This is a genomic window from Massilia phyllosphaerae, from assembly GCF_034659755.1.
GTDB lineage: Bacteria > Pseudomonadota > Gammaproteobacteria > Burkholderiales > Burkholderiaceae_D > Telluria > Telluria phyllosphaerae.
The window spans coordinates 355,533-367,923 of sequence record NZ_JAXSQX010000005.1; the positions used below are offsets into that span (position 1 = coordinate 355,533).

7 protein-coding genes are annotated in these 12,391 nt (G+C 68.2%); 6 read left to right on the plus strand and 1 reads right to left on the minus strand.

Features of this window, described 5'->3' with window-relative positions:
* The first annotated feature begins 86 nt into the window (after window positions 1–86).
* From U1H99_RS20425 to U1H99_RS20445, 5 genes are all read left to right on the plus strand, one after another.
* Window positions 87–2,249: a TonB-dependent receptor plug domain-containing protein gene (locus U1H99_RS20425; RefSeq protein ID WP_323143547.1), complete on the plus strand. Its 2,163-nt coding sequence runs from the start codon at window positions 87–89 to the stop codon at window positions 2,247–2,249.
* A gap of 89 nt (window positions 2,250–2,338) precedes the next feature.
* Complete coding sequence (locus U1H99_RS20430; RefSeq protein WP_323143548.1) at window positions 2,339–4,372, plus strand: S9 family peptidase; 2,034 nt, start codon at window positions 2,339–2,341, stop codon at window positions 4,370–4,372.
* 199 nt (window positions 4,373–4,571) lie between these two features.
* Complete coding sequence (locus U1H99_RS20435) at window positions 4,572–6,200, plus strand: Na+/H+ antiporter (protein ID WP_323143549.1); 1,629 nt, start codon at window positions 4,572–4,574, stop codon at window positions 6,198–6,200.
* 155 nt (window positions 6,201–6,355) lie between these two features.
* Window positions 6,356–7,486, plus strand: a complete 1,131-nt coding sequence (locus tag U1H99_RS20440) for a DNA topoisomerase IB (RefSeq protein ID WP_323143550.1) — start codon at window positions 6,356–6,358, stop codon at window positions 7,484–7,486.
* A gap of 37 nt (window positions 7,487–7,523) precedes the next feature.
* Window positions 7,524–8,579: an L-dopachrome tautomerase-related protein gene (locus U1H99_RS20445; protein WP_323143551.1), complete on the plus strand. Its 1,056-nt coding sequence runs from the start codon at window positions 7,524–7,526 to the stop codon at window positions 8,577–8,579.
* 187 nt (window positions 8,580–8,766) lie between these two features.
* Here U1H99_RS20445 and U1H99_RS20450 read toward each other — a convergent pair whose 3' ends face one another.
* Entirely contained in the window at window positions 8,767–9,303 is a 537-nt protein-coding gene (locus U1H99_RS20450) for a pyridoxamine 5'-phosphate oxidase family protein (protein ID WP_323143552.1), read from the minus strand.
* Between the two features lie 281 nt (window positions 9,304–9,584).
* Here U1H99_RS20450 and U1H99_RS20455 point away from each other — a divergent pair, with 281 nt between their 5' ends.
* Window positions 9,585–12,356 carry a hybrid sensor histidine kinase/response regulator gene (locus tag U1H99_RS20455; protein ID WP_323143553.1) on the plus strand — a complete coding sequence of 924 codons (2,772 nt, stop codon included), beginning with the start codon at window positions 9,585–9,587 and terminating at the stop codon, window positions 12,354–12,356.
* The last annotated feature ends 35 nt before the right edge of the window (window positions 12,357–12,391 follow it).

A 12,391-nucleotide genomic window follows, 5' to 3' on the forward strand; every position in this document is an offset into this window, starting at 1 on the left:
TGCACGGCTCGCCGAAATGACTGGCCGTCGGCTGCGGGAGCTGCCTATACTTGCGCTCCCGCCACTTCGTCGACCGTCCCGCCTCCATGCTCCGCCGCCTGCCGTTGCCGCTGCTGCCCCTGCCTCTCCTCATGTTCCACGGCGCCGCGACGGCCCAGCAGGCGCCCGAAGCGCCGCTGCAGCAGGTCGAGGTCAAGGGCCCCGGCAGCCAGGAACTGCGCCGGCAGGACAGCCTGGGACGCATCGTGGTCGGGCGCGAGGAGCTGGATAAATATGGCGATACCACGCTGCCGGATGCGCTGAAGCGCCAGCCCGGCGTCAGCGTCAGCGGAAGCGAAATCCGCATGCGCGGGCTGGGCGCCGGCTACACCCAGATCCTGGTCGACGGCGATCCGGCCCCGGGCGGCTTCGCCATCGACACCCTGTCGCCCGACCTGGTCGAACGCATCGAGATCCTGCGCAGCGCCAGCGCCGACACGGGCGCGCAGGCGATCGCGGGCACCATCAACATCGTGATGCGCAAGGCGCGCGCAGGTGCGGCCAAAAGCGCGCGCAGCCTGAAGCTGAGCGCCGCACAGGCGCAGCGGCGTGCCAGCCCGGCGGCCACGCTGCAGTGGTCCGGCAGCGCCGGGAGCACCAGCTACGGGCTGGCCGCCACCGCATCGCAGGCGCGCCGTCACGACGATCCGGGCATCGACGAGCGCACGGAAGGCAGCGCCGGCACCACGCTGCGCCACTTCGACGCACGCGACGAGAGCCGCCTTACCAAACTGAGCCTGGCGCCGCGCATGGAGCGCAAGACCGCGGACGGCGATACGCTCGCGCTCACCGGCCTGTTCGATCTGGCGCGCAGCCGCTCGATGAGCCGCCAGCTGGAAACCACGCTGCTCGGCCAGCCGACCGCCTCGCCCGACGCCACCAGCCGCGCCGCCTACGACACCTGGCTGGCCAAGTCAGACCTGTCCTGGTCGCGCCGCATCGGCGACGGCCGCCTGTCGCTGAAGGCCGGCCTGGAAGCCAACCGGCGTCCCGGCGACTACCTGTTCCGCGGCATCGACGCCGGCGGCACACCCTGGTTCGAACGCGCCGTCGGCTCCAGCGCCGGCGAACGGCGCGCCTCCACCAGCGGCAAGTACGTGACGCCGCTGGGCGCAGGCCACGACATCGCGTTCGGCTGGGATGCCATGCTGACGCGCCGCGCCGAAATCCGCTTGCAGCAGGACCGCGCGCCCGGCACGGCCCCCTACTACACGCTCGACCAGGACTACACGGCCGACGTGCGGCGCCTGGCGCTGTTTGCCCAGGACGAGTGGCAGTTGCGGCCCGACCTGCAAGCCTACCTCGGCCTGCGCTGGGAAGGCCTGGACACGCGCACCGCAGGCCGCGGCTTCGACGGGCGCGCGGTACACGCCAGCGTGTTCAGCCCGATCGGGCAACTGGTGTGGAAACTGCCGGGCCGCCCGCGCGACCAGCTACGCCTGGCGCTGGCGCGCACTTACAAGGCGCCGCAGCCGAGCGCCCTGGTGCCGCGCCGCTACACCGTCAACAACGACAACGGCCCGGCCAACCCCGACTTCGAAGGCAACCCGGGCCTGCGTCCGGAACTGGCCTGGGGCCTGGACGCGGCGCTGGAGTCCTATTTCGCGCACGACGGCATGGCCAGCGTCTCGGTGTATGCGCGCCGCATCCGCGACGTGGTGCTGCAGCGGCTGTACCAGGATGGCGCAAGCTGGGTCGCGACGCCCGCCAACAACGGCGGCGCCGGCGTGCACGGCATCGAAGCCGACCTGCGCCTGCCGCTGCCGGCACCCGCGCGCGACGCGTCAGCCCGGTGGCCTGCCATCGAGCTGCGCGCCAACCTGGGCCGCAACTGGTCGCACGTCGACGCCCTGCCCGGCCCGGACAACCGGCTCGCGGCGCAGGCGCCGTTCACGCTCAACCTGGGCGCCGATGCGCGCTTTGCCGGCCACGCGCACAAGCTGGCGGCCGGCCTCAACCTGCATGTGGTCGGCACCAACACGGCGCGCGTGGCCCCGAACCTGACATCAAGCATCGGCATGGTGCGCGAGCTGGAAGTGTATGCGGCCTGGTCGGCCGCCGGCGCCCAGTGGCGCCTGACGCTGCCCGATGTGTTGCGGCGTAGCGCACGCGACAGCCAGATCTACCAGGATGCGGCACTGCTGCAGCAGCGCTTCGTCGGTACGCCGCGCCGTGCGGCGCTGCGGCTGCAGGTGGAGCTGCCGATCTAGTACAGTCAGATAGATTCTCACGAAATATTGCAGTAGAACAAACAGTTTCGACGCGGTACCATGTTGCCCTCATCGTTCCTGCTTCCATCATGCGCGCCACCTTTCTTGTCGTCGCTAGCGCGACCCTCCGCCGCAGCCTGCTGCTGGGCCTGACCCTGCTGGCCATCGGCGTCGCGCACGCCGGCGAGCCGCCCGTCCCGATCGCCGCCTTCTTCGATAATCCCAGCCTGAGCAACGCCAAGCTGTCGCCGGACGGCAAGCATCTGGCCATGCTCGTCAATAATACGGATGGCCATGACCAGCTCGGCGTCGTGACCCTGGCCGACAAATCGATCAAGGTAGTGGCCGCGTTCGCGGGCGCCGACGTCGGCCGCTTCGAGTGGGTCAACGACGACAGGCTGCTCTACGATTCGCGCGACAAGCACACGGCGCCGGGTGAAGAGCGCTATGCGCCCGGCCTGTTTGCCGTGAACATCGACGGCAGCTTGCGGCGTCAGCTGGTGCATGTGACGGGAAGCAAATTCATCTCGAACGGCAGCGACAGCTGGCGCGAGGCGCTGCCCTGGCATACTTTCATGCTGGACCAGGCCGGCGCGCAGGATTCCAACGCGGTCTACGTCGAGAGCGTCGAATTCGGAAAAGATCATGCGGTCAAGGAGGTCGAACTGATCAGGCTCGACACCGTCAGCGGACGCTGGGACCCGGTCACCGGTCCGGCGCAAGGCAAGACGCAGGACTGGTGGCTCGATGCCAAGGGCCGGCCGGCGCTGGCCACCACGGTCGAGGAGAACATCGAGACCCTGCATTACCTCGATCCAACCAGCGGCCGCTGGCGCAAACTGTTCGCGCAGGACGTCTTCCTCGGGGCCAAGGGTGCGTTCACGCCGCTCGGCTTCGCACCCGACGGCACGCTGTACGTGGTCAGCCGCCGCGGGCGCGACAAGAGCGCGCTGTTCGCCTACGACCTCGCCAGCGGGAAGCTGGCCGAGCAGCCGCTGGTCGACCTGGACGAATACGATTTCCGGGGCGAGCTGGTAGCCGGCGCCGGCAAGCTGCTGGGCGTCCGCTATACGGCCGATACCGAAGCGGTGGCCTGGTTCGATCCGGCCATGAAGGCGGCACAGGCGACGGTCGACAAGCTGTTGCCCGACCGCGTCAACGTGCTGAGCACCGGCAAGCGTTCCGACAGCCCCTTCCTGCTGGTGCGCTCGTGGTCCGATCGCCAGCCCCCGCTGTTCATGCTGTTCGACCTGCAGAGCGGCAAGCTGTCGATGCTGGGCAACACCCACCCGGCCATCGATCCAGCCAGGATGGCCAGGCAGGACATGGTGACCGTGAAGGCGCGCGACGGCAGGACGATCCCGGCCTGGCTGACGGTGCCGCCCAACGCGGCGGGCAAGAAACTGCCGATGGTGGTGCTGGTCCACGGCGGCCCCTACGTGCGCGGGCGCGACTGGCGCTGGGAAAGCGACAGCCAGTTCCTGGCCTCGCGCGGCTACCTGGTGCTGGAGCCAGAATTCCGCGGCAGTACCGGTTATGGCGAGGCCCACTTCCGGGCCGGCTGGAAGCAGTGGGGCCTGGCGATGCAGGACGACATCGCCGACGCCACGCGCTGGGCCATCGCCCAGGGCATGGCCGATGGGCGGCGCATCTGCATCGCCGGCGCCAGCTACGGTGGCTATGCCACCCTGGTGGGCCTGATCCGCGACCCCGACCTGTACCGATGCGGGATCGACTGGGTCGGCGTCACCGACATCGGCCTGCTCTACAGCGGCAACTGGACCCGCGACAGCGACACCTCCGAGGCCTACAAGCGCTACGGCATGCCGACCCTGGTGGGCGATCCGGTCAAGGACGCCGCCCAGTTCGACGCCACCTCGCCCCTGAAGCAGGCGGCCCGGCTGACCCAGCCGCTGCTGCTGGCCTACGGCGGCGCCGACCTGCGGGTGCCGCTTTACCACGGCCGCAAGCTGTACGACGCCGTCAAGCCCCATAACAAGCAGGTCGAGTGGGTGGTCTATGACGAGGAAGCGCACGGCTGGACGCTGGTCGCCACGCGGCTGGATTTCTGGGGCCGGGTCGAGCGCTTCCTGCAGAAGCAGATCGGCAACGGGGGTGACTGAACCCGGCAAGGCGGGTGGCATCGGTGCGCCGGTTTAGTAAAGTCCGGCACCGAGCAAGGCCGCGGACGCCGGCCCGCGCCAGGTACCGCCTTCGATGGCAACACTCGGAGGGCTTGCCCGCATAAATTGCCAAGCAGATCACGCTTACCGCTACATTCCTTTATCATCCGTCTTTGCCATGTAAACGGAATGTAAAAGAATGGATTCGATTGAAATCGTCCTGGCGATGCTGCTCGCCGTGGTTGCCAGCGGCTTCCTGGGACGGATGCTGCCCTTCGCCGTGCCGCTGCCGCTGATCCAGATCGCGCTGGGCGCCGTGATCTCGGGGGTGCTGAAGCACGGCACGGCGCTGGAGCCGGACATCTTCTTCCTGCTGTTCCTGCCGCCGCTGCTGTTCCTGGATGGCTGGCGCATCCCCAAGGTCGGCCTGTTCCGCGACAAGGGCACGATCATCGAGCTGGCTTTCGGCCTGGTGCTGTTCACCGTGGTCGGCGCCGGCTTCCTGATGCACTGGCTGATCCCGGAAATGCCGCTCGCGGTCTGCTTCGCGCTGGCGGCGATCGTGGCCCCGACCGATCCGGTGGCGGTATCGGCGATCACCAGCCGCATCCCGGTGCCGCCGCGCCTGATGCACATCATCGAGGGCGAATCGCTGCTCAACGACGCCAGCGGCCTGGTGTGCTTCCGCTTCGCGGTGGCGGCGGCCATGACCGGCACCTTCTCGATGGCGCAGGCCGGCCTGACCTTCCTGTGGGTCGCGTTCGGCGGCATCGCGGCCGGCGTGGCGGTCACCTTCGCGATCTCGCGCGTCCACCAGTTCCTGACGCGCCGCTTCGGCGACGACGAGGGCGCGCCGATCCTGATCAACCTGCTGACGCCCTTCGGCGCCTACCTGGCCGCCGAACACATCGGCGCGTCCGGGATCCTGGCCGCGGTTGCGGCCGGCATCACGATGAGCTACGTCGAACTGGGCGGCTCGGCCACGCCGACCACCCGCGTGCACCGCACCGTGGTCTGGGACACGCTGCAATTCACACTGAACGGCGTGATGTTCGTGCTGCTGGGCGAGCAGTTGCCCGACATCCTGCGCGAAGCCGTGCACCCGCCGGGCGGCGGCCACCCGTTCAACCCCTGGTGGCTGGCCGGCAATGCGCTGGCGCTGAGCCTGGGGCTGGTGCTGCTGCGCTTCGTCTGGGTCTGGGTGTCGCTGCGCCTGACCATCCTCAACCAGCGCCGCCTGGGCCAGCAAGTGTACAAGCCGCGCCTGCGCCTGGTGCTGGCGACTTCGTTCGCCGGCGTGCGCGGCGCCCTCACCATGGCCGGCGTGATGACGCTGCCGCTGGCGCTGCCGAACGGCGACCCGTTCCCGGGCCGGCACCTGGCGATCCTGCTGGCCAGCGCGGTGATCGTGGTGTCGCTGATACTTGCCAGCGTCATGCTGCCGCGCCTGCTGCGCGGACTGGAAGTGCCGAGCGAAGGCGAAGCCGAGCAACACGAGGACAAGGCGCGCAACGCGGCCATCGCGGCAGCGGTGGAAGCGGTCGAGCGCGAGGGACGCGAGCGCAGCCGCGGTCCGGACGCGGAACTGCATACCAACACGGCCGGCCACGTCGCCAAGCTGTACCGCCACCGGCTGCGCGTGGTCCAGGAGGGCGACGCCGGCCACGATCCGCAGCACGCGCGCGATACCGAGCGCGCGTACCGCCTGATTGCGCTGCGCGCCGAGCGCGACACCATCCTGCGCCTGGGCCGGCGCCGCGAGATCCCGGACGAGACCGCGCGCAAGCTGCTGCGCGAGATCGACCTTGTGGAGGCAAGGTACCGCTAGCAATGTTCGTTTCCGAACGGTGCGTACCAACGGGGCACGCTTAGACTGGTCTTTCGGGCAGGCCTTCCGTAGGGTGGGCTCTCCGAGCCCACGCGGACGTCAGCATTGTGCGAACGCCCGCGTGGGCACGGGGTGCCCACCCTACGAGGCCGACCATGAAAGAAGATACACAGCAGGACAGCAATTCGCTCCCCAACGCCGACCCGCCCGCCGCAGCCAAGGCGGCCGGCTTGCGCTACGTCCACGACGACCGCCCCGGCATCCGCCGCGCGCCGGCCAAGGACGGCTTCGACTACGTCGATGCCAAGGGCCAGAAGGTCGACGACGAGGCCACGCTCAAGCGCATCAAGTCGCTGGTGATCCCGCCGGCGTGGCAAGATGTCTGGATCTGCCCGCAAGCCAACGGCCACCTGCAGGCCACCGGGCGCGACGCGCGCGGGCGCAAGCAGTACCGCTACCACCCCAAGTGGCGCACCGTGCGCGACGAGGTCAAGTATGAGCGCATGCTCAACTTCGGCAAGGCGCTGCCGCATATCCGCAAGGAAGTCGACCGCGGCCTGGGCCTGCCCGGCCTGCCGCGCGAAAAGGTGCTGGCGACCATCGTCTACCTGCTCGAGGCCACCATGATCCGCATCGGCAACGACGAATACGCGCGCGAGAACAAGTCGTACGGCCTCACGACCCTGCGCAACCGCCACGTCAAGATCGACGGCAGCGAAGTCGAGTTCCGTTTCCGCGGCAAGAGCGGCGTCCACCACGACGTCAAGGTGCACGACAAGCGCCTGGCGCGCATCATCCAGCGCACCCGCGACCTGCCCGGCCAGCACCTGTTCGAATACGTCGGCGACGACGGCGAGCCGCACACGGTCGACTCGAGCGACGTCAACGACTACCTGCGCGAGATCACCGGCGAGGAATACACGGCCAAGGACTTCCGCACCTGGTCGGGCACGGTGCTGGCGGCGCTGGCGCTGCAGGAATTCGAGAAAGTCGATTCCGAAGCCCAGGCCAAGAAGAACGTGGTGCGCGCCATCGAATCGGTGGCCGAAAAGCTCGGCAACACGCCGTCGGTGTGCCGCAAGTGCTACGTGCACCCGGCCGTGCTCGACGCCTACATGGACGGCACCATGCTGGAAGGCCTGCGCGCGCTGGCCGAGGAAAAGCTGGTCGAGGACCTGCCCGACCTGCAGCCCGAGGAAGCCGCGGTGCTGGCCATGCTGCAGCGGCGCCTGGCGCAGGAAGTCCCGGACGATACCAAGCTCCAGGTGAAGCGCCGCGCGGCGTGAGCGCATTCGCCTATCCACTCAACTGAAAGGAAACAGAATGACAGCAGGTACATGCACGATCGAACTGGTCCAGGCCTTCGAACACCAGGTGACCGGTATCTCGGTCTCCGAGGACAACCGCATCTTCGTCAACTTCCCGCGCTGGACCGAGGACAGCCCGGTGTCGGTGGCCGAACTGGTCGACGGCAGCGTGAAGCCGTATCCGGACGAGGAGTGGAATGCCTGGCGCAACGCCAAGAAGGACGAGACCACGCCGGACGACCACTGGGTGTGCGTGCAGAGCATCGTCGCCGATGGCCGCGGCAGCCTGTGGGTGCTGGACCCGGCAGCGCCGGCCCAGGCCCACCTGGTGTCGGGCGGCGCCAAGCTGGTGAAGATCGACCTCGCGACCGACAAGGCCGTGCAGACCATCGCCTTCGACGAAGACGTGGCGCCGCAGGGGTCCTACCTGAACGACGTGCGTTTCTCGAACGACGGTAAATACGCCTACATCACCGATTCGGGCGTGGTCGGCGCGCTGGTGGTGGTCGACCTCGCGGACGGCAAGAGCGTGCGCCTGCTGGACGGCCATCCCTCCACGCAGATGAAGAAGGGCCTGAACGTCAGCGTCGACGGCGAAGTGCTGCGCCGTCCGGACGGCCGCGGCGTGGAATTTTCGGCCGACGGCATTGAACTCTCCGGCGACGGCAAGTACCTGTACTGGCAGGCCATCAAGGGCGACGACCTGTACCGCATCCCGACCGAGGCGCTGCTCGGCGCCGGCCTGCGTGGCGAAGACGTGTCCGGGTCGGTCGAACCGTACGGCAAGAACGGCGTGAACGACGGTTTGCTGATCGCGCGCGGCACCGACGACATGTACCTGACTTCGGTGCAGGACAATGCGATCAAGGTGCGCGACCTGGCGCAGGGACCGTCGGCCGACATCCGTACCGTGGTGCAGGACGAGCGCCTGCGCTGGCCGGATACCTTCAGCCAGGGACCGGACGGCACGATCTACGTGACCACCTCGCACATCCAGGATTCGGCCTTCTTCAAGCCGGATGCGCCGGCGGCCTTGCCTACGCAGTTGTGGAAGCTGGTGTTTGCAAAATAGACGAACTAAAAAACGTCATTCCCGCGAAAGCGGGAATCTATACTCAATAACAGAATTCGGTACTTCGGATGTACTGCGGTGCTTCAGAAATACCGTCTTCGGAATCTCGGTATGGATTCCCGCTTTCGCGGGAATGACATACTCCTTTGCAGGCACAAAGTCGTACGCGACAACACTCGGTGATCGGTTAGAACGTCAAGCGCCCCTCGATCGAATCATCCAGCGTCTTGCCGATCAAGGCCCCAACCGCCACCTTGGCGCCGGCCACGACGTTGCCGTGCTTGTTGTCCCAGTAGTAACCCGACTGCGGCGTGAACCGGATCGCGGTCACGCGCGGATCGTCCTCGCCCTCGGTGAACCAGGTCTTGAGCAGCGGGTTCCACAGTTCGTGGATGCGCGCACGGTCGGTCAGCACTTCGGCACGGCCTTCGAGTTCCAGGAAGCCGGCATGGGCGCCGACCTGGAAGTAGAGCTTGACGGCCGGGTTGGACGCCAGTTCCTGGTTCTTGTGGCTGTCGCTGGCGCTCAGGAACCAGAGGTTGCCGGCATCGTCGGTCTCGCGAATGCTCATCGGACGCACGCCGTTGGTTTCGCCGGTGGCGGCGGCGGTGACGAAGAAGCACGACTCGGCGTCGTCGGCCATGTCCTTGACGCGTTTCACGGCGTCGGCGCCGCTGAGGTCGCGGCGGTTTTCTTCGGGTTGGTTGCGGTTGATCGAATCCATGGTCAGTCTCCTTATGGCCGGGATGGCCGTTGCGACGACTCTAGGCATTCCATCGCGCGCCGACTGTGCGCGAGCGCACCGCCGTACCATTAACTGTTCGGAAACTGCGCGGTCACCGGCCTGGCCATGGCGGCATGCCGATCGCCCCGAGCATGACCGCCAAAGTGAAAAATGTTACAGTCAGCCTCTTTTGCAGAAATAACCGGCGCACAGCACGCGGCCGTACAACCGATCGGACCAGCTTGAACTCGAGTTTCAATTTCCTCGCCGGCGGAGGCGAAATGGGCGCCCTGATCCGCGCCCACGACTGGCAGGCCACGGCGCTGGGTGCGCCCGACACCTGGCCATCCACGCTGAAGACCGTGATCCGCCTGATCCTGTCGAGCAACCACCCGATGTTCATCTGGTGGGGCGACGACCTGATCCAGTTCTACAACGACGGCTACCGCCAGACCATGGGCCCGGAACGCCATCCGGCCGCCCTCGGCCAGCCCGGCAGGGTGTGCTGGGAAGAAGCCTGGGACCTGATCGGTCCGGACATCGAACGCGTGATGGCGGGCGGCGAGCCGACCTGGCACGAAGACCGGCTGGTGCCGCTGACCCGCCACGGCGAGCGCCAGGACATCTGGTGGACCTATGGCTACAGCCCGATCGAGGACGAGTCCGGAATCCGCGGCGTGCTGGTGATCTGCAACGACGTCACCGAAGACCACCTGCTGCGCGAGCGCCTGAAACAGACCAACCACGCGCTGATCGAGACCATGGACGACGGCTTCTGCATGATCGACATCATTCGCGATGCCGACGACAAGGCGGTCGACTACCTGTTTGTCGAGGTCAACAAGGCCTTCGTGGCCCAGACCGGCCTCGCCGACAGCGTCGGCAAGACCGCGCGCCAGCTGGTGCCGGACATCGAGCAGCGATGGATCGACATCTACGACGAGATCGCGCGCAGCGGCGTGGCGCGCCGCTTCGTCGAGGAGTCGCCGGTGATGGGACGCTGGTTCAACGTGTACGCCGGCCGCATCGAGTATCCGGGGCAGCGCCGCGTCGCCCTGCTGTTCACCGACATCACCGAGCGGATGAACGCCGAGCGCGCGCTGCAGGCCAGCGAACTGCAGGCGCGCACCGCCGCGGCCCTGGCCGAAGCCGAGCGGCGCCGGCTGGACGCCCTGCTCAGCTCGGTCCCGGTCGGCATCGCCTACGTCGACGCCGAAGGCGGCCTGTCCGCCACCAACCGCATGAACCAGATGCTGTGGGGCGAGCATCCAATGTCGCGCAGCCGGCACGAATATGGCGATTGGCGCGGCTGGTGGGCGGACGGTTCCGAACGCCAGGGCAAGCCGCTGGGCGCCGACGACTGGGCAACGGTGCGGGCGTTGCGCGGTGAACGGGTCGACGCCGACATCGTCGACATCGAGCCCTTCGGACGGCCCGGCGAGCGGCGCACCCTGCTGATCTGCGCCGAGCCGATCCGCGACGGGGGCGGTGCCGTCGGCGGCGCGGTCTCGGTCAGCATGGACATGACCGAACAGATCGGCACCCAGCGCGCCCTGCGTGAAAGCGAACAGCGCTTCCGCACCATCACCGAGGCCATGCCGCAGATGGTCTGGTCGACCCTGCCGGATGGCCGCAACGATTACTCGAACGGCCGCTGGTGCGAATTCACCGGCCGGTCCAGCGACGACCTGCGCGAGATGCACTGGCTGGACGTGATCCATCCCGACGACCTGCCTGGGCTGCAGGCCAACTGGCAGCGCAGCCTCGGCAGCGGCGCCCTGTTCGAGGCCGAGCACCGCATCCGCCGCCACGACGGCGAGTACCGCTGGGTGCTGAACCGCGGCCTTCCGCTGCGCGACGAAGACGGCGCGATCCTGCGCTGGATGGGCACCGTGACCGACATCCACGACCAGAAGCTGGCGGCCGAGGAACTGAAGGCCGCCAATGCGCGCAAGGACGAATTCCTGGCGATGCTGGCCCACGAGCTGCGCAATCCGCTGGCGCCGATCAGCACCGCCGCCCAGATCCTCAAGCTGCCCGGTGCCGATCCCAGGCGCATCGGCAACGCCAGCGACGTCATCGCGCGCCAGGTCAGGCACATGGTGGAACTGGTGGACGACCTGCTCGACGTCTCGCGCGTCACGCGCGGGCTGGTGGAACTGGAACGCGAGCCGGTCGACCTGGGCGCCGCCGTGCAGAGCGCGATCGAACAGGCGCGCCCGCTGATCGAACGCAAGGGCCATACGCTGGCCACCCGGCTGGGCGACGCCCACGTCACCGTGCTCGGCGACCGCAAGCGACTGGTGCAGGTGATCGTCAACCTGCTCAACAATGCGGCCAAGTACACGCCGGACGGCGGCGAGATCAAGGTCTGCGCTGAGCTCGCGCACGGTGAAATCAGGCTGAGCGTGATCGACAACGGGATCGGCATCGATGCCGCCCTGCTGCCCGAGGTGTTCGAGCTGTTCACCCAGGCCAAGCGCACGCCCGACCGCGCCCAGGGCGGGCTAGGTCTCGGCCTGGCGCTGGTGCGCAGCATGGTCGGCCTGCATGGCGGCCGGGTCGAGGCCAACAGCGCGGGGCCGGGCCGCGGCAGCCGCTTCGACGTCGTGCTGCCGCTGCTGGTGGACACCCTGGAACCGGTGCCCGCCGCGACGGCCGCCCCCCTGGCGCCGGCGGCACGTGTGCCGCTGCGCATCCTGATCGTCGACGACAACCGCGACGCCGGCGAATCGCTCGGCATCGTGCTGGCCTCGAGCGGGCACACGGTGATGGTCGAGGAAACCTCGCAGGCGGCCCTGCGCCGGGTGCAGGCCGAGGCGGTCGACGTCTGCCTGCTCGACATCGGCCTGCCCGACATGGACGGCCACCAGCTGGTGCGCCACCTGCGCGCGCTGCCGCTGGCGGCGCGGGCCACCATGATCGCCCTCAGCGGCTACGGCCAGCGCCAGGACCTGGAAGCCTCGCGCCGTGCCGGCTTTGCGCTGCACCTGGTCAAGCCGGTGGACTTGCCGCGCCTGCTGGGGCTGCTCGATACGCTGGCGCCGGCCTGACGACGCGATTCGCTGGCGAGTCCGATGTGCCCGGG

Coding starts and splice junctions, on each gene's coding strand:
- U1H99_RS20425 (WP_323143547.1), top strand. CDS start 87: ATGCTCCGCCGCCTGCCGTTGCCGCTGCTGCCCCTGCCTCTCCTCATG.
- U1H99_RS20430 (WP_323143548.1), top strand. CDS start 2,339: ATGCGCGCCACCTTTCTTGTCGTCGCTAGCGCGACCCTCCGCCGCAGC.
- U1H99_RS20435 (WP_323143549.1), top strand. CDS start 4,572: ATGGATTCGATTGAAATCGTCCTGGCGATGCTGCTCGCCGTGGTTGCC.
- U1H99_RS20440 (WP_323143550.1), top strand. CDS start 6,356: ATGAAAGAAGATACACAGCAGGACAGCAATTCGCTCCCCAACGCCGAC.
- U1H99_RS20445 (WP_323143551.1), top strand. CDS start 7,524: ATGACAGCAGGTACATGCACGATCGAACTGGTCCAGGCCTTCGAACAC.
- U1H99_RS20450 (WP_323143552.1), bottom strand. CDS start 9,303: ATGGATTCGATCAACCGCAACCAACCCGAAGAAAACCGCCGCGACCTC.
- U1H99_RS20455 (WP_323143553.1), top strand. CDS start 9,585: ATGGGCGCCCTGATCCGCGCCCACGACTGGCAGGCCACGGCGCTGGGT.